Source organism: Geodermatophilus sp. SYSU D01105, assembly GCF_054050095.1.
In genome coordinates, this window is sequence record NZ_JBJGYR010000022.1 from 1 (window position 1) to 17206 (window position 17206).

Sequence of the window (17206 nt, forward strand, 5' to 3'; positions counted from 1 at the left end):
CTGTGGCGCGTTCTCGCGCCACAGGTGCACACCACCCAGGGCCCGCGGCCCCTCAGACGTCGGTGACGCGGATGCCGGCGTGCGCCTTGTACCGGCGGTTGACCGAGACCAGGTTGATGGTCAGCGCCTCGACCTGGCGGGCGTTGCGGAGCCGGCCGGCATAGACGCCGCGCATGCCGGGCAGCCGGCCGGCCAGCGCCTGCACCGTGTCGGTCGCCTCGCGCACGTCCCCGACGACCATCACGTCGCCGTCGAGGGTGGGCCGGGAGAGGTCCTCGAGCAGGACGGCGGACAGGTGGTGGAACGCCCCGACCACGTGGGAGTCGGGCAGCAGCGCGGCGGCCTGCTGGGCGACCGACCCCTCGGGCACGTCGAGGGCGTAGGCCCCCAGCTCGTCGAAGGCCATCGGGACGACGCAGTCGACCACGACCTTGCCGGCCAGCGGGGTGGCCAGCTCGGCCAGGGTGTCGGCGTGCCCCGCGTACGGCACGGCGACGATCACCAGGTCCGCAGCGCCGGCGACGTCGACGTTCGAGCCGCCCTGCACCGACACCTCGGCGCCCCCGGACGCGGCCGCGGCCCGACCGACGACCTCCTCGGCCACCGCGGCAGCCCGCTCGGCGTCGCGCGAGCCCAGCAGCACCCGCTGACCGGCCGCGGCCAGTCGCACGGCGAGCCCCCGGCCCTGCGGACCCGTGCCGCCGATCACCCCGACGACCAGGTCCTCGCCCGAACGTCCGTCAGTCACGTGGCCACCTCCCGCGCCGCCGGACCGCCCGGCGTCCCCCGCCGATCATGCCGGTGCGGGGGCGCGGCCTCGTCAGTCCCCTCGCCAGTCGCGGTCCTCGGCGGTCAGCTTCTCCTCGCGCTCGGCCACCGACTGCAGCGCGTGCTCGGCCTCCTCGCGGGTGGCGTACGGGCCGAGCCGGTGGCGCTCGGCGCAGCCGTCCCGGTCCTCGACGGTGTGGTGCTTGAGGCAGTAGAACCACGGCCCCTGCGGCATGTGCGCCTCCTCGCGATCGCAGGCTGGGGACCCCACCCTGCCACCGTCAGACGTCGACCATCACCTGGTCGTGGCGGGCGTAGAACGCGGTCATCTCCTCCGGCGACAGCTGCCGGCCGCTGTTGCGCAGCTCGGCCATCTCGGCGAAGAACTGCTCGCGGGCGATCCCCGGGGCGAACAGGATCAGGAAGGTCGCCGGCTCGTCACCGTCGTTGCGGAAGCCGTGCACGCCGCGCTCGTGCACCAGGGCGAAGTCCCCGGCCCGGTGCGGCGCCCACGCGCCGTCGGCGAAGACGGTCAGCTCCCCGGAGAGCACGTAGAAGGACTCGGAGAACGTCTGGTGGTAGTGCGGCGCGGCCCCGGCACTGTGCGGCGCGACGGTGTACTCCACCAGTCCGAAGCGCCCGGCGGTCACCGAGCCGGGGGCCACCATCCGCAGCGAGCTGGCCGGCCCGTTGGGGACCAGCGGGTGGTCGGTCAGCGTCCGGACGACGACCCGGCCGGGCTCGGGGTGCGACATGCCCGCCACCCTGGCACCGGGCGCGGACGGCGTCGACCGGGAGCGCGTGCCCGGGGACACGGAACGGCCGAGGCTCGGGACGTGCCACGCAAGACACTGGTAGGGCATGCTGCGTCCGTGACCAAGTGGCGACGCATGGACACCGACACACCGATCGAAGGATGGGACGTCGCCGTCAGCCGCGGCATGGAACGCCGGGTCGCCGTCATGACCCTCGCCATCGTCACGTTCCTCGGTGGGCTGGTCGGCTGCGTCTCGTTGCTCGTGGACGGCACGGTGCACCCGGGCACCGCCCGGCTCTGGTACGCGCTCGTCATGATCGGGTGCCTGGCCGTCTCCCTGCCGCTGGCGGTGCGGCAGCGGGTCGGGCCCGTGGCCACGTCCGGCCTGGTGCTCATGGGTCACCTGGTCTACGTGGTCTCCGTCCTCGCCATCGAGGAGCCGCGGCACGCGCCGCCGCTGCTGCTCCTGCTCCCGTCCTTCGTCGCGGCCTGGTTCCTGGGCCCGGGGATGGTCGGCGTGAGCATGGCGATGACCGTGGTCTCCAGCGGCACCGCACTGGTCCACACCGAGGGGCTCACGCCGGGGGTCCTCGCGCAGTGGGCGATGGCCGCCGGGGTGCTCAACGGCGCATCGTTCGGCGTCTACGTGCTGCGCCGGCGGGTGCAGCGGCTGCTGGCGGCCACCCAGGCGATGTCCCACCAGGACCCGCTCACCGGCCTGTCGAACCGCCGGCACCTCGTCGAGCAGGCGCCGCGGCTGTGGCGCCAGGCCCGCCGGGAGGGGTCGCGGGTGGCGGCCATGGTCCTCGACCTCGACCACTTCAAGCAGCTCAACGACGCCCACGGTCACGCCGCCGGGGACGCGGTGCTCCGGGCGGTCGCCGGCTCCCTGTCGGCCACGGTCCGGCCCAGCGACGTCCTGGCACGCATCGGCGGCGAGGAACTGGTGGTGCTGGGGTTGGTGAGCGACTCCGCCGAGGCGGCGCGGCTGGCCGAGCGGCTGCGCCGGGCCGTGGCCGGCAGCCGGTCCGACGACGGTCACGCGGTGACCGCGTCGGTCGGTATCGCGTTGGTCCGGCCGGTCGACGGGGAGGACGCCACCGACGCGATGTGGCGGCTCGTCGACCGGGCCGACGGCGCCATGTACGAGGCCAAGCAGGCCGGGCGGGACCGGGTGGTCGCCGTCCTCCCCCGCCAGCGCACCGTGCGCCTGGAGGGCAACCGCCCGCACGAGGGCAGCCCCGCCGCCGAGCCGGCCTGACGGAGCCCCGCTGCCTCCCTCACCGCTCGACCGGTGAGGACGCCGGTTCTCTGGTTCCCTGTCTCCGTGACCCTCGTCGCGCCGGACCCGACCCGCACGGTGCCGCTGCCGCTGCGCGAGCAGGCCGACGTCCGGGAGCGGTGGCTGACCCAGCGGCTGCTGGACCTGCTGCCGGGGCTCATGGACCGCGCCGGCATCGACCTGTGGCTGGTGATCGGCCGCGAGTACAACGAGGACCCCGTCCTCGCCACGCTGCTCCCGGCGACCTGGCTGTCGGCGCGGCGGCGCACGATCCTGGTGCTGCACCGCAGCGACGACGGCGTCACCGCGGTGGCGGTCTCCCGCTACCCCGCCGGACAGTTCCTGCCCGCGTGGTCCCCGGAGGACGACGGCGGTCCGCGCACCGAGGCCGCGCAGTGGGCGGAGGTGCGCCGCATCGTGGCCCAGGCCGGCCCGCGCCGGATCGGGATCGACGTGTCGGCCGACTTCGCGCTCGCCGACGGCCTCTCGCACACCGAGCACCGGCTGCTCACCGAGGCGCTGGGTCCCTTCGCCGACCGCCTGGTGTCGGCCGAGGACCTGGCGGTGGGCTGGCTGGAGACGCGGCTGCCCGAGGAGATCGCCGCGCTGCACGGACTCAACCGGCTGGTGCGCGAGGTGGTCGAGGAGGCCTTCTCCCCGGCGGTCCTGACCGTGGGCGAGACGACCGCCACCGACCTGGCGTGGTGGCTCCGGCAGCGGTTGGCCGACCTGGGCGTCGAGCCCTGGTTCCAGCCGGTCGTCGACCTGCAGCGCGCGGGCGTGCCGCCGGCCGCCGAGCGCGGCGCGCTGCTCCCCGCCGTCCCCTACGACGTGCCGGTCGAGCCCGGGGACCTGGTGCACTGCGACGTCGGGCTGTCCAGCCTGGGGCTCCGGACCGACAGCCAGCGCAACGGCTACGTCCTGCGGCCGGGCGAGACCGACGCCCCCCAGGGGTTGCGGGCGGCGCTGGCGGCGGGCAACCGGCTGCAGGACCTCACCGTCGCCGAGCTCGTCGTCGGCCGCACCGGCAACGAGGTGCTCGCCGCCGCCCGTGCGGCCGCCGCGGTGGAGGACATCGACGGGGACGTCTACTCCCACCCCGTCGGGTTCCACGGCCACGGCGCCGGACCGGTGATCGGCATGTGGGACGACCAGCGCGGCGTCCCCGGGGCCGGGGACCGGGTGCTGCACCCGGACACCGTCTACGCCCTGGAGCTCTGCGTGCGCGTGCCGGTGCCCGAGTGGGGCGGCCAGCCGGTGCGGATGGCCCTCGAGGAGGGGATCGCGCTCACCGCGGAGGGCGTGACCTACCTGGGCGACCGGCAGACCGACCTGGTGCTCATCCCCGCTCGCTGACGCCGGCGCCACCCGAGGGACGCCGCCGGATCGCGCGCAGCAGCAGCTCCCCCGGGCGCAGCACCGCGCCGGCGACCCGCGTGACCGGGCTGGTCTCGAGGACGGAGTCGGCGAACTCGCCGCGCACCCGTCCGGGCCCGGACGTCGGGGTGTCGAGGATGTCGGTGCCGGTGTCGGGCCGGTCGGTGGTCTGCAACTGCCGGCCGGTGACGGCGAGGACCGCGTCGGTCAGGGCCGGGCTGAGCCGCTGGCCGGCGAGGAAGCCGAGCGCCGCGTCGCCGACCGGGATCTCCCGGCGCGGGTGCGTCGAGGCCCGCACGATCGCCTCGGCCACCAGTTCGGGCGCGTACACCGGCGGCGGGGGCTTGGGCATCGAGCCGAGCTTGGTGCGGGCGTGCTCGAAGAACGGGGTGGCGATGCCGGCCGGGAGCACGGTGGCCACCTCGACCGGCGAGGTCGCCTCGGCCAGCTCCATCCGCAGGCAGTCGTAGAAGGCCCGGAGGGCGAACTTGCTCGCCGAGTACGGGGCGTGCAGCGGGACCGCCCGGTAGCTCTCCACGGAGCCGATGCCGATCAGCACCCCGCCGCCGGCCCGCTCCAGCGCCGGGACGGCGGCCTGCGCCGCGGCGACGTGGCCGAGGAAGTTGACCTCCAGGACCCGGCGGAACTCGTCGAGGTCGATCTGCTGCACCGAGCCCCAGATCCCCACGCCGGGCACCGTGACGAACGTGTCGATCCGGCCGAAGCGCCCCTCGGCGGACGCCACCAGGGCCTGCACGGCTGCGGCGTCGGTGATGTCGGTGGGGACGGCGACGGCCTCGGCCCCCGCCCGGGTCAGCTCGTCGACGAGGGTGCCCAGCGCCTCCTCGCCGCGGGAGGCGACGACGATGCGCGTCGCTCCCTGCCGGGCGAACTCCAGCGCGGCTGCCCGGCCGATGCCGCTGGAGGCGCCGAGGACGACGACCACCTGGTCGCTGACGGGGCGGGGGGTTGCGGTCATGCCGCCGGGCTACCCGCGACCCGCCGCAGCGGAACGCCCCTGCACACCTCGCCTGCTCCGTCTCCGACGAGTTCTCGTCGTCACAGGCCAGTGGTCGTGGGGCCGGGACACTACGGACAGGCCGCCACGCGATCGACGTCGGGGGCGTACTGATCCCACTCCGTCCGCGACAGGTTCTGGCCGTCCGTGATGTCACACACGAGAGACAGCGCCGCTGCGGGTTGAAAGGCAACGACGTGCACGCCGGCACCGGCCATCACCAGTTCGATCCCGTCCTGGGTGAAGACGAAGGCCCCGGTGGAGGGCAGGAGTCCCAGGAAGGAGATGGGCAGGACCCCGATGAGCTCCCCGTCGAGGACCCTCCAGACAGTGATCTCTGACGAGTACGACGCGGTCTCCGTCGCGATGGCCAACAACTGCTCATCCGCACTGAACGTGGCCTGTCCGTATGAGGCTCCGGCAGGGAGTGGAGCGGGCTGTTCCTCGAGAGGGTCCATGGCCCACAGTCGCGTGTCGATGGAGGTCGTCACGCTGAGCCACCGGCCGGTAGGGCTGAAACTGAGCGCGCTCACCCCACCCCCCGCGAGTTCTGTCCTCTCCCTGCCCGAGCTGTCCAGCAACAGAGCTCTCCCGGCGTCGTCGAAGACGGCCACATGCCCTCTCTGAGGATCGAGAGCGAGTCCCGTCACCACGAATCCAGCGGGCGTGGCGAATCTCCGCTGGAGACCCTCGCTCGCACCCGTGGACCAGATGACCACCTCGGACCTGTCAGCGCCGTCGTCCCTGTGGGCAGCCGCCAGCAGTCGTCCGCGGGGATCGAACGACAGGACGTCCGGGGCTTCCTGCAGCTCGCGCAACCGTGTGCCGCCTCCATCCGGCGGGCTCCTGACATCAGCGAGGACGAGTTCCATCGCGGTGTCGTCCCAGAAGGCGAGAGATCGTCCGTCAGGACTGAGCGCCGGCTGCACGGACGAACCGGACACCATCGGGAAGTGTGACAGGGGTTCGTACTGGGTGCTGCCGATGCCGGCGAGCAACATCTCGCCGGTCGCGGACAGTATGACGACCTCGCTCCCGTTCCCGCCGGAGACGGCGACCTGCGATGCCTCGACCGGGATCCCCGAACTCGTTCCCACAGGCACGAGTCCGACGTATCTCTGAGCCGCTGAGAACGCGATCATCCGGCCGTCACGGTTCAGGACGACCTGTCCGAAGGACGGGACGACGTACGCCCCCACCAGCTCTCGCACGACCAGGTCCCAGATGTAGGTGCCGACGTCCGTCGACGCCAGAGCCCAGCGGCTGTCAGGCGTGAAGGACACGGTGGGGGGCATGGTGTTCGACAGTCGCGTCACTCCCGTGTCTCCCATCCGTGTTCGGTGGTCGACGTCCCACCAGAAGGTCTGTCCCTCCCCCGTGTCACACAGGGCGAGATGGCCGTCCGGGGTGATCGAGCAGCCGAAGAACTCGCCAGCGGACTCCACCACGCTGTCCCGAGAGACGAGTTGGCCCCCTGGCACGTCCCAGACGGTCATCTCGCCACGATCGAAGAACACGACGTCGCCATCGGCGGTGAACCCGAAGCCGCACGTGTCGCTGACCATCGGGATGGAGGCGACCAACCGCGGCTCGTCCACCGTCCAGAGTTGCACGTCGGCTCCGGTGCAGATGGTGAGCAACCGGTCGTCCGGCGTGAAACGCAAGGTCACGTAGTCCGACTCACCGAACACCATCGGGATGTCGATGACGCGGTCCTCCCCGGGCAGCCACACCCCGATCGACCGACGGTCCCCGTAGCCCTCGAAAGCCAGCATCCGCCCGTCGCGGCTGAACGTGGCCCCCGAGATGCTCGCGAACTGGTCGAACGTTCGTCGGTACAGGGTCGCCTCCCGCTCGATGTCCCACAGAGCCACGTCCCTGGTGCCCGACAGCGCCAGGACGTTCGGGTCCTCGGGACTGAACTCGAGACCGGAGACCGCGAAACTGGTGGCCTGGAGCCTCTCGGTGTGCCTGAGACCGCCTGCCAACCCGGTGAGGGTCCTCGTCGCCTCCTGTGTGGGTTGCAGGCGGTAGGCGGAGGCAGCGAGAGCCAGTGCTGCGTCCGGCCGGGAGCCGGCCAGGCTCGTTGCTCGGTCGGCGAGGAAGCGGGAGTCGGCGATGTCGTTCTCCACCGCGGCTCCGTGCAACTGCCAGGCCACGACCCCTCCGAGACCGGATGCGACGAGCACCAGGAGGGTCAGCGTGGCCACCGCTGTCCGCAGCCGGCGCACGGAACGCTCACGGACGGCCTTGCTCGCCCGGATGAAGTTCTTCTCGGGCTCGCTGAGGTCGCCCTCGCGGTCCTCCAGCCAGCGGTCGGCCTCCGCGAGTTGCACACCTCGTAGCAGCGCCTCCGGATCCCGCCCTGCCTTCTCCCAGGCCTGGATCGACGCACGCAGTTGCTCCTGCCAGGCCCGGAAGGCCATGTCCCCGGTCACCCACTCGTGCAGCCGTGCCCACCCGTCGATCAGGGCCTCGTGCACGAGTTCCACGGACTCCGCGCCGCTCGCGTCACGGTCGGCGACCAGCAACCGGGTCGCGGCGATGCGCTGTCCGAGCCGCCACCGCTCCTCGCCGAGTTCCGCGCGCCGCGCCACGCGGCGTACGGGTGCGGCTTCCGACGGTCGGACCAGTTGGATGAACAGGCGGCGGGCCTCGTCCTGGTCGTCCGGGAGCAGTTGCTCGGAGTACACGCGTTCGGCGTAGGTCGCGAGGGCGCCGTCCACTCCCCCCAGTTCCGTGTAGGCGGAGTGGCTGAGCAGTCCTCGCTCCTGCCGCTCCCACAGCAGGGTGAGGGCGAACTCCAGGAGCGGCAGGCTGCCGGGCTCCTCGCCGACGTCCTCGAGTATCCGGTCGACGAGCCCGGCCTCGAACCGCACCTCCGGCGGCAGGGGGCAGAGGATGACCGACTGGAGGTGTTCCCGGCCCATCTGCCCGATGGTCACGACCGATCCGGCCAGGGCGTCGGCCATCACCGGGTCCTGGAGCGCGCTTCCGAGGAAGTCGGCGCGCAGCGTCAGGACGACCGTGAGCGCCGGCCGTGACCCCTCCTGGGCCTGCAGCGCGGACAGGAGCGCGCGGGTGAACTGGGCCGTCTCCTCCGACGTCCCCCGCACGAAGAGCTCCTCGAACTGGTCGACGACCAGTAGCAGGTGGGCTGCGTGCTGCCGCGCGAGCACCCGGTCGACGACGTCGCACAGGTGCCCGTCGCGCAGCACCCCCGCCAGGCGGTCCAGGGCGGCGAGCCGCTCGGTCTCCGACTGGTCCGGCTCCAGGACGGGCAGGAACGCGCCGGCCAGTGCGTGCAGCGGGGACGACGCCTGGGCCGGCCGCATGCTGACGCTCACCCAGCCCGACCGCTGGAGGAGGCTGGGCACGAGGCCGGCGAAGACGACCGACGACTTCCCGCTCCCCGAGGGGCCGACCACGGCGACGAGCGGTCTGCGCAGCGTCTCCCGCACCAGCCGCTCGATGAGCTCCTCCCGGCCGAAGAAGAGGTCCGCGTCCTGGGCCCGGAACGGGTACAGGCCGCGGTACGGGCAGGGCGGCAGGGTCCGCCGAGCCAGCGGTGGCCAGGCCTCGATCAGGGTGTCCGCGGGGATGAGGTAGCCGGTGCGGAGGTCGCTGCGCGCATCCGCCGCAACGGTCATCCCGACGACACCGGCCAGCTCGTCGTCCCAGACCGGGCCGCCGCTGAAGCCGGCCTCGACGGGGTGACCGGACGGCACGCCCTCCATCTGGACCCAGCCGGCCCCCTGGGCGCCGCGCAGGACACCCGCGGCCCAGACCCCGTGGTCGTGTCGCCGGGGGTACCCGAACGCGCGGAAGCCGTGTCCCCAGAAGTCCGCAGCGGAGGTCAGCCGCGCCGGCACGACGCCCGGTGGTGTCTCGCCGGCGAGGGACAGTACGGCGATGTCGCCCCGGTCGTCCGGCTGGATGGGGTGCCACGCCGCCACGGAGGCCTGTACGGAAGCACCTGCGGCCACGAGAGGGAACTCGATGACGACCGTCTCACACTCGGCCGGCGCGTCCTGACCGCTCCGGCCGAGCGCGCTCGCCACGACGTGGGCGCAGGTGACGACGTGGGACGGATCGACGAGGAACCCCCCGCCGACCACGTCACCCGCCGCTGACCGCACGCGCGCGACCGCAGCCTCGAGGTCCCGCGGGACACCGACCGGTCGGCTGGTCCCCTGCTCCACCTCGCGCCCACCTCCACTCCGCGGTACAGGAGCGCTCGGGCTGTGGTCTCAGGTCCGGGAGGAGCCGTTCGGCGACCACGACAACTTGACGCTGAAGTGCCCCTCGGCGGCGGTCTTGGCGATGATGGCGCCAGCCTCGCCCGCGAGCTTGACGCCGAACTCGAGCTCGAGGCCGTCGGGCGACAACGAGTGCAGGACGTCGATCGACGCCTGCGCCGCGTCCCGGACGCTGCCCAGGGCCTCTGTCAGGCGTCGGCCGGCTTCGACGACCCCGTCCGGACCTCGACTGACCCGTTCGACACCGAAGGCGTCCTCATCCACCTCGACCAGCACCGTGGAACTGTCGCCTACCTGGAAACGCACGACCTCGGTCACCGCGCCCCCCTCCCCCGAGGAGGAGTCTGACAGCACAGAGTGGGCTGGGACAGACACACCGTGCTGAGGTGCTCCTGCAGACAGCGCTGCGGACGAACGCGTGCTGGCGCCCTGGACGAGGCGGTCGCGCACATCATCGAGGACGAGGACGAGACGCTGCGCGACGCCGTCGAGATCCGGCAGGAGACGGTCGCTCGTCCCCGTACCGGCAGGTGAGGACTAGCCGCGCTTTCGCGCCTCGGCCGTCTCCTTGTCGTTCGCCTTCTTGATGGCGTCGACGAGCTCGTCCTTGGTCATGCTCGACCGGCCGGGGACGTCGAGCTCCCGCGCGATGTCCATGAGGTGCTCCTTGGTGGCGTTGGCGTCGACGCCGCCCTTGGTCTCCCGGTTCGTGTCCCGGCCGCCCTCGGCCTGCGGGTCGCTCGGGCCCTTGTGGTCCTTCGGCTCCCAGTGGTCGCCGACCTTCTCGTGCGTGTGCTTCACCGCCGACCACGCGACCTGGTTGGCCCGCTGCTCGTCGTCGTAGGAGTCCATCGCCGAGTCGTGCGCCTTGGCGAAGGTCCGCTGCGCCTTCTCGTCGGATCGCTGCAGGGTGCTGGGGATCTCGCTCTGCTTCGCGTCCCCGCGCTTCGTCGTCTTCGGCATGCCCCTGCACTACCCCGCGGTCCCGGCACGATCACCCGCGCAGGAACGGGGCCAGGGCCGCGACCAGCTCCTCGGGCGCGTCCTCGGCCATGTGGTGGCCGCTGTCGACCGGTCCGCCGCCGCGCAGGTCGGTGGTCCAGTCCGCCCAGATCGCCCGCGGGTCCCCGTGCAGCTCCTCGAGGTCGTCGCGGGCCGACCAGAGCACCAGCGTGGGGCAGGTGACCCGTCGTCCGGCGGCGCGGTCGGCCTCCTCGGCGGCGCGGTCGACCGTGAGGCCGGCCCGGTAGTCCTCGAGCATGGCCCGGACGGTGGCCGGGTCGGCGATCGCGCGGCGGAAGTCCGCGTGGTTCTCCGGGCCCATCCGTTCGGCCCTCCCCGGTGCGAGTGCGCCGTACCAGGCGTCGGGGTCGGCGAGGATCGCCCGCTCCGGCTTGTCGGGCTGGGCGAAGAAGAACCAGTGCCACCAGGCGGTGGCGAAGCGCGCGTCGGCGCGGTCGAGGTGCTCGACGATGGGGACGCAGTCGAGGACGGCGAGGTGGGTGACCACCTCGGGGAGGTCCAGCGCCGTCCGCAGCGCCACGTAGCTGCCCCGGTCGTGCCCGACGACGGCGAACCGGTCGTGGCCGAGGGCCCGCATGAGCGTTCCCACGTCGGCGGCCATCGCCCGCTTCGACGCCTGCGCGTGGTCGCCGGCCGGGGGCGGGGCGGTGGAGGACCCGTAGCCGCGCAGGTCCGGGCAGACGACGGTGTGCCCGGCCGCGGCCAGCCGCGGAGCGACCCGGTGCCAGGTCGTGTGGGTCCGCGGGTGGCCGTGCAGCAGCACCACGGGCGGGCCGGCCCCGCCGCTGCGCACCCGCAGCGTGACGCCGTCGGCCACGTCGACCCGCTGCTCGGCGAAGCCCGCGAAGAACGCCACCGGCTCAGTCCACCCGGAAGCCGGCCCAGTGCGCCCGCTCGGCGTCGGTCATCGCCCGGCTGGTGTCGGTGGCGAAGTCGAACTGCACCATGACGACGTCGGCGCGGATCGCGACCCGGTCGTCCTGCACCAGCTCCTGGCGCACGGTGAGGGACTTGGTGCCCAGCCGGGTCACCCAGCTGCGCACGCACAACCGCTCCCCGACCCGGTAGTACAGCTGGCGGAGGTAGTCGACCTCCAGCCGGGCGAGGATCAGCCCCCGGTCGCCGGACGACCCCTCGGCCATCGCCAGCCGCGCGTCCTCGAGCAGGCTCAGCGCCCGGGCGTGGTTGACGTGGCCGAGGGAGTCCGGGTCCGACCAGCGCAGCTGGACAGGGTGCTCGTGGACGCCGCTCAGGGCAGGTCCGCGGTCTCGGCCGACTGCCGGTGGGCGCCCTGCGCGTCGTCCGGGTCGGTGTGCACCGTCCGCTCCTCGGACTCGGCCAGGATCACCTCGGCCGCCACCTCCTCCATGCCGCTGCCCTGGAGGGCCTCCTCCTCGGGCAGCAGCTGGGACCGGGTGCGGACGTTGTCCTCGGTGACGTTGGCCAGGGCCTCCCCGCTCGGCTCCTTGTTCGTGGTCATCTCAGAAGCGCTCCTGCTCGGTGCCGATGCCCAGGGCGCGGGCGACGTCCTGCACGTTGGTGAACTCCTCCCCCGACGGCAGCCGGCGCAGGTCGGCGAGCACCCGGTCGGGGGCGTTGCCCTCCTGCGCCTTGGCCACGAGGGTGTCCCGGTCCGCGGGCCACACCTCCTTGCCGAGGGCCTCGGCGAGCGCGGCGCGGCGCTCGACGTCACCGGTCGAGGTGCCGGGGGACGTGGCGGGCTGGTGGGGGTCAGTCACGACGTTCTCCTCGTTGGTCGGGGCGCGGTCACTGGGGCGACGGCGTGGAGTCGTCGGTGTAGCGGAGGATGGCGGCCACCGGGATGTCGCCGGGCATCGCCGCCCGCGGCACGACGACGACCGCGGCGCTGCTGGCCACGGCCGCGGCGAGCAGCGCGCGGTCGGCGGGCACCGAGTGCACCTCCTGCGCGTTCAGCGCGTCCATGTCGCCCTGGTCGACGCCGAGCTCCAGCGGGGATGCGCCCACCAGCAGCTTCTCGTCGTCGGGCTGGTCGGCGAGCACGAGCGTCTCCACCTGACCCTTGCGGAGGGCCTCCACCACGTTGGCCGTGCCGGTGACGGCCAGGCCGTGCGCACCGGCCGACGAGATCTTCTCGACGGTCTCGGCCTCCTCGTGGGCCTCGCGCTCGGCCACCAGCTCGGCGGCGCGCCGGTCGACCGGCTCGCGGTCGGCGCCGGCCGCCCGGCCGCCCTCGTCCATGGAGACGATGAGGTCCGACCACAGGTCGCTGGCGCGGTCGGTGAGGATCTGCCGGGCGCGCATGTCCCCGGCGAGCAGCACGAACTCCGGGCGCAGCCGGCGGACCAGCGAGGCGATCCGCTCGGCCACGTTGTCGGCGTTGTGGATCCACTTGTTCTCGGCGTTGTGCTGGTAGCGGTGGTGCGCCCAGCCGCCGCCCTGGAACTTGCGGATCTGGAAGCTGTCGCCCTCGACCTCGTCCTCGATCTCCGGCCGGCCGACGAGGCTGGCCACGGAGATGTCCGCGCCGACCCGGTCGGTCACGACGACGATGTGCGGCACGCGGCCGGGCAGCTGGCGCAGGACCGGCAGCAGGTCCGGTGCGGGCGAGTACTCGGCCACCTCCTGCCGCGGCGCGTCGACCAGCGGTTGGTCGAGGACGACGGAGCCGTCCGCGGCGACGACGAGGGCGCGCCCCTTGAGGGTGGCGATCTCCCCGCCGTCGTTGGCCTCGAGGAGGCGGCTGCGGACCGCCTCGACGACCGCCTCCGGCGCGCCCTGCTCGCTGAGCCGCTCCGCGACGGCGCGGACCCGGAGGTCGACCTCCGTGTCGGCGTTCTCTGTGGTGTGCGTGACGTCGGCGCACACGGTGGCGTAGGGCCCGGAGGCGGTGAAGACCTGCTCCAGGAAGGACACGTCCATGGGGTGGGGACCACTCCTCGATCACTGTCGACGATGAACAGCAGGACCCGCTGTGGGGCGCTCCGCTCCCGCCGCCTACCCACCGACCGTGCCCTCACACCCGGTGTCGGATCGGCGGGAACGGGTAGGCCGACCCCCATGACCGAGCACGACCAGCTGCCGCTGCCCGACTACGACCATCTGCCGGTGGAGGGGCTCACCTCGCGCATCCGCACCCTCGACGCGACCGGGCTCGAGACGCTCCTGGAGTACGAGCGCGCGCACGCGAACCGGCTGCAGGTGGTGACGATCATGGAGAACCGGCTCGGCGCGCTGCGAGAGGGCGCCCAGCCCTCCGGCGGCGACCCGGCCGCCGCGGCCGTCGACGACCCGGTGCACGCCGCGGCCGGCTCGAAGGTCTCCGGCGCGACCACCGGGCCGGTGATCAACCCGCCGTCGCAGGGCGACCCGACCAACCCGGCGCAGCCCCGCTCCACCGGCTGAGCCACCGCCCGGGACCGGCGCCCGGCGGAGGGTGGGAGCGCAGCGGACCCGCGCTCCCACCCTCCGTTCAGCCGCTGAACGCGTCGACGATGTCCAGGGCGGCCGGTCCCAGCAGCACGATGAACAGCGTCGGCAGGATGCACAGGATCAGCGGGAAGATCACCTTCACCGGGATCTGCATGGCCTTCTCCTCGGCCCGCTGCCGGCGCTTGAGCCGCATCTCCTGCGCCTGGGTGCGCAGCACGTCGGCGATGGAGACCCCGTAGGCGTCGGCCTGGACGACGGCGCGGATGAACCGGCGCAGGTCGGGCACCGCCGTCCGCTCGGCCAGGTCGAGGTAGGCCTCGCGCCGCGGCCGGCCGACCGCGATGTCCTGCAGCGTGCGGACGAGCTCCTCGGCCAGCGGCCCCCGCCCGTTGCGCCCGGCCCGCGCCACCGCCGCCTCGAACCCCAGACCGGCCTCCACGGCGATGGTCATCTGGTCGAGGGTGTCGGCCAGCTCCAGCGCGATGGCCTGCTGTCGCTCCTGGCCCCGGCTGTACAGCAGCAGCTCCGGCACCACGTAGGCCACGCCGGTGACCACCGCGGCCATGAGCACGGTCAGGGCACCGGGACGAGCGACGACGACGATCAGCCCGAGGGCCCCCGCGACCGCGGCCAGCACCAGCTTCGCCGCGACCAGTCGCGGCACCGGCCAGTCGGCCGGGCGCCCCGCGGCACCGGCCAGCCGGTTGAGCCGGCCGACGGTCCCGGCCGGGGTGAGCGCGCCGACCAGCCCGGCCAGCGCGCCTCGGCGTTGCCGGACGGCGACCGGCCCGGCCGGGTCGAGCCCGCGGCTGAGGTTGGCCCGCGCCCGCGCGGCGGCGTCCTGCGGGCGGGCGAACAGAGCCCACCCCAGCACGGGCAGGGCGAGGGCCACCGCGATCGTCGCGGCGTACACGGGAACCGGTGTCATCAGAACCTGATCCGGACGGTCTTCGTGAGCCACAGCGCGCCGACCACGAGCAGCACCACCGCGATGCCGGCCATGACGTACCCGGCCAGGCTCGAGGTGAAGGCGGACAGGTAGTCGGGGTTGACCACCGACAGAAACGAGATGACCCCGAACGGCAAGGCCATGAGGACGATCGCCGAGAGCTTGCCCTCCGCCGACAGCGCCTTGACCTGGCGGCGGATGGCGTTGCGCTCGCGGATCGTCTGCCCGACCGTGTCGAGGACCTCGGCCAGGTTGCCCCCGACCTCGCGGTGGATGGCGATGGCCTGGGCGATCCACCGGAAGTCGTCGCTGTCCATCCGCTCGGCGACCTCGTCGAGGGCGTCGCCGAGGTCCCGGCCGACCCGGGTCTCGTTGACGATGCGCGCGAACTCCTCGCACGTGGGTGCGGCGGCCTCGGTGGAGACCGAGTCGACCGCGCGGAGCAGGCTGTGCCCGGCCCGCAGGCTGCTGGCCATGAGTTGGAGCGCGTCGTCGAGCTGGTCGGCGAAGGCGGCCTGTCGACGGTGCGTGCGGACCGCGATCACCAGCCGGGCGGCGAGCGGCGCCGCACCGGCGAGGACGGCGGCCAGGAGCACCCCGCCCAGCAGCGCACCGAGCGCGCCGAGCACCAGGGTGGCCAGTCCGACGAGCAGCACGACGTCCGGCAGGGACATGGCCACGCCGGCCCGCTCCAGAGCGGCGGCGCCGGCCGCGATCCGGCCACGCCTGACCAGCACCCGCTCGACGGCGGCACCGGCGGCGGCCGACGCGCCGGCGAGCGCCGACGCGGGTGGCGCGACCGTGGGGTCGAGCCGGCTCAGCGGCACGCGTCGCGAGCCGGCCGGGAGGACGACCAGCGCGACGAGCAGCAGGGACCCGGTGACAGCGAGCAGCCCGAGCAGCAGCAGGGCCGGCGACATCAGGCCCACCCCCGCCGCACCGGCTCGACGACCCCGAAGGCCCGTGGCGACAGGGTGATGCCGAGCTCGTCGAAGCGGTCGGTGAACCGGGGCCGGACGCCGGTCGGCACCGGCTTGCCGAGGAACCGGCCGCCCGCGTCGACGCCGGCGGAGTAGTCGAACAGGAAGGCGTCCTGGAGGGTGACCGTCTCACCCTCCATGCCCTGCACCTCGGTCACGTGGGTGACCCGGCGGGTGCCGTCGCGCAGCCGGGTCAGCTGGACGACGACGTCGACGGCCGAGGCGATCTGCTCCCGGATCGCCCGCAGCGGCAGGTCCATGCCCGCCATCAGCACGAGGGTCTCCAGCCGGGCGATCGCATCGCGCGGGGAGTTGGCGTGCACCGTGGACAGCGACCCGTCGTGGCCGGTGTTCATCGCCTGCAGCATGTCCAGGCTCTCCCCGCCGCGGCACTCCCCGACCACGATCCGGTCCGGCCGCATCCGCAGCGAGTTGCGCACCAGGTCGCGGATGGTGATCGCGCCCCGGCCCTCGACGTTGGGTGGCCGCGACTCGAGCCGGACGACGTGTTGCTGCTGCAGCTGCAGCTCGACGGCGTCCTCGATGGTGACGATCCGCTCGTCCTCGGGGATGAACGAGGAGAGGACGTTGAGCAGGGTGGTCTTCCCGGTGCCGGTGCCGCCGGAGACGATGATGTTCAGCCGGGCCTCGACGCAGGCGCGCAGCAGCTCGGCCATCTCCGGGCTCAGCGTGCCGAAGCCGATCAGGTCGTCGACGCCGAACGGGTCCTTGGCGAACTTGCGGATGGTCAGCGTCGACCCGCTGAAGGCCAGCGGCGGGATGATCGCGTTGACCCGTGAGCCGTCGGCCAGGCGTGCGTCCACCAGCGGTGAGGACTCGTCGATCCGCCGTCCCACCCGCGACACGATGCGGTCGATGACCCGGCGCAGGTGCTCCTCGGAGGTGAACCGCGAGCCGGTCCGGACCAGCTTGCCGCCCTGCTCGACGTAGACGTTGTCCGGACCGTTGCACATGATCTCGGTGACCGTCGGGTCGTCGAGCAGGCGCTGCAACGGTCCGAAGCCGAGGACGTCGTCGGCCAGCTCCCCGGTCAGCCGCTGCCGTTCCTCGCTGCTGAGCGGGATCCGCTCCTCCTCGACGACCTCGTCGAGCTCGCCGAGCACGAGAGCCCGCAGCTTGTCCTCGGACAGCGACGGGTCGTTCATCCGCTTGCCCATGCGCTCGAACAGGGCCTTGGCGACCCGGTCCTTGAGCCTGGTCAGCGCGTCTGTCGGTGGCGGGGCGGCCGGGGTCACCGGCCGGGGCGCAGGGACGGCGGACGGGGTGGCCGGCACGGCGACGGGGGGCGCCGCCGGGGCGTCCGGCGCCGCGGAGCGCCCCTGGACGGCGGCCAGGCGGGCAGCGAGGTTCACGGGGCCCTC

General features: G+C 73.3%; 18 protein-coding genes. 3 read left to right on the plus strand and 15 right to left on the minus strand.

What is annotated here, in order from left to right:
* Positions 1-52 precede the first annotated feature (52 nt).
* The 3 genes from npdG to ACI79I_RS19230 all read right to left on the minus strand — a co-directional run bounded on the left by npdG (position 53) and on the right by ACI79I_RS19230 (position 1523).
* Entirely contained in the window at positions 53-748 is a 696-nt protein-coding gene (npdG, locus tag ACI79I_RS19220) for an NADPH-dependent F420 reductase (RefSeq protein WP_456993915.1), read from the minus strand.
* Between the two features lie 72 nt (positions 749-820).
* Positions 821-1003, minus strand: a complete 183-nt coding sequence (locus tag ACI79I_RS19225) for a hypothetical protein (protein WP_456944992.1) — start codon at positions 1001-1003, stop codon at positions 821-823.
* 46 nt (positions 1004-1049) lie between these two features.
* Entirely contained in the window at positions 1050-1523 is a 474-nt protein-coding gene (locus ACI79I_RS19230) for a cupin domain-containing protein (RefSeq protein WP_456993916.1), read from the minus strand.
* A gap of 117 nt (positions 1524-1640) precedes the next feature.
* On the opposite strand from ACI79I_RS19230, the gene ACI79I_RS19235 reads away from it, so the two are divergent.
* Together ACI79I_RS19235 and ACI79I_RS19240 are read left to right on the plus strand one after the other, a co-directional pair.
* Positions 1641-2786: a diguanylate cyclase gene (locus ACI79I_RS19235; RefSeq protein ID WP_456993917.1), complete on the plus strand. Its 1146-nt coding sequence runs from the start codon at positions 1641-1643 to the stop codon at positions 2784-2786.
* Positions 2787-2852: 66 nt separating this feature from the next.
* Positions 2853-4163, plus strand: coding sequence for a M24 family metallopeptidase (locus ACI79I_RS19240; protein ID WP_456993918.1), 1311 nt, complete (start codon positions 2853-2855; stop codon positions 4161-4163).
* On the opposite strand, the gene ACI79I_RS19245 is transcribed toward ACI79I_RS19240, so the two are convergent.
* The 9 genes from ACI79I_RS19245 to ACI79I_RS19285 all read right to left on the minus strand — a co-directional run bounded on the left by ACI79I_RS19245 (position 4147) and on the right by ACI79I_RS19285 (position 13385).
* Positions 4147-5163 carry an SDR family oxidoreductase gene (locus ACI79I_RS19245; RefSeq protein WP_456993919.1) on the minus strand — a complete coding sequence of 339 codons (1017 nt, stop codon included), beginning with the start codon at positions 5161-5163 and terminating at the stop codon, positions 4147-4149. The two genes, ACI79I_RS19240 and ACI79I_RS19245, sit on opposite strands and share 17 nt — an antisense overlap.
* A gap of 110 nt (positions 5164-5273) precedes the next feature.
* A complete protein-coding gene (locus ACI79I_RS19250) occupies positions 5274-9404 on the minus strand; it encodes an nSTAND1 domain-containing NTPase (RefSeq protein WP_456993920.1) in 4131 nt (1376 codons plus the stop codon).
* Between the two features lie 48 nt (positions 9405-9452).
* Positions 9453-9779 (minus strand): CU044_2847 family protein, encoded by a 327-nt coding sequence (locus ACI79I_RS19255; RefSeq protein ID WP_456993921.1) that lies wholly within the window; start codon positions 9777-9779, stop codon positions 9453-9455.
* A 219-nt stretch (positions 9780-9998) separates the two neighbouring features.
* Positions 9999-10424: a ChaB family protein gene (locus ACI79I_RS19260; RefSeq protein WP_456993922.1), complete on the minus strand. Its 426-nt coding sequence runs from the start codon at positions 10422-10424 to the stop codon at positions 9999-10001.
* Between the two features lie 31 nt (positions 10425-10455).
* Positions 10456-11340, minus strand: a complete 885-nt coding sequence (locus ACI79I_RS19265) for an alpha/beta fold hydrolase (protein ID WP_456993923.1) — start codon at positions 11338-11340, stop codon at positions 10456-10458.
* 4 nt (positions 11341-11344) lie between these two features.
* Positions 11345-11737 carry an acyl-CoA thioesterase gene (locus ACI79I_RS19270; RefSeq protein ID WP_456994005.1) on the minus strand — a complete coding sequence of 131 codons (393 nt, stop codon included), beginning with the start codon at positions 11735-11737 and terminating at the stop codon, positions 11345-11347.
* On the minus strand, positions 11734-11964 hold the full coding sequence (locus tag ACI79I_RS19275) for a hypothetical protein (protein WP_456993924.1): 231 nt from the start codon (positions 11962-11964) through the stop codon (positions 11734-11736). Before ACI79I_RS19275 ends, ACI79I_RS19270 begins: the two co-directional genes overlap by 4 nt.
* A 1-nt stretch (position 11965) precedes the next feature.
* Positions 11966-12223 (minus strand): DUF2795 domain-containing protein, encoded by a 258-nt coding sequence (locus ACI79I_RS19280; protein ID WP_456993925.1) that lies wholly within the window; start codon positions 12221-12223, stop codon positions 11966-11968.
* A gap of 28 nt (positions 12224-12251) precedes the next feature.
* Positions 12252-13385 carry a baeRF2 domain-containing protein gene (locus tag ACI79I_RS19285; protein ID WP_456993926.1) on the minus strand — a complete coding sequence of 378 codons (1134 nt, stop codon included), beginning with the start codon at positions 13383-13385 and terminating at the stop codon, positions 12252-12254.
* A gap of 138 nt (positions 13386-13523) precedes the next feature.
* On the opposite strand from ACI79I_RS19285, the gene ACI79I_RS19290 reads away from it, so the two are divergent.
* Positions 13524-13868, plus strand: a complete 345-nt coding sequence (locus ACI79I_RS19290) for a hypothetical protein (protein ID WP_456945002.1) — start codon at positions 13524-13526, stop codon at positions 13866-13868.
* A gap of 67 nt (positions 13869-13935) precedes the next feature.
* Here ACI79I_RS19290 and ACI79I_RS19295 read toward each other — a convergent pair whose 3' ends face one another.
* From ACI79I_RS19295 to ACI79I_RS19305, 3 genes are read right to left on the minus strand one after another with little or no spacing between them, the layout of a single operon-like run.
* A complete protein-coding gene (locus tag ACI79I_RS19295) occupies positions 13936-14823 on the minus strand; it encodes a type II secretion system F family protein (protein WP_456993927.1) in 888 nt (295 codons plus the stop codon).
* Positions 14823-15764 carry a type II secretion system F family protein gene (locus ACI79I_RS19300; RefSeq protein ID WP_456993928.1) on the minus strand — a complete coding sequence of 314 codons (942 nt, stop codon included), beginning with the start codon at positions 15762-15764 and terminating at the stop codon, positions 14823-14825. The genes ACI79I_RS19295 and ACI79I_RS19300 overlap by 1 nt, the downstream gene beginning before the upstream one ends.
* A complete protein-coding gene (locus tag ACI79I_RS19305; protein WP_456993929.1) occupies positions 15764-17197 on the minus strand; it encodes a CpaF family protein in 1434 nt (477 codons plus the stop codon). Before ACI79I_RS19305 ends, ACI79I_RS19300 begins: the two co-directional genes overlap by 1 nt.
* Between the last annotated feature and the right edge of the window lie 9 nt (positions 17198-17206).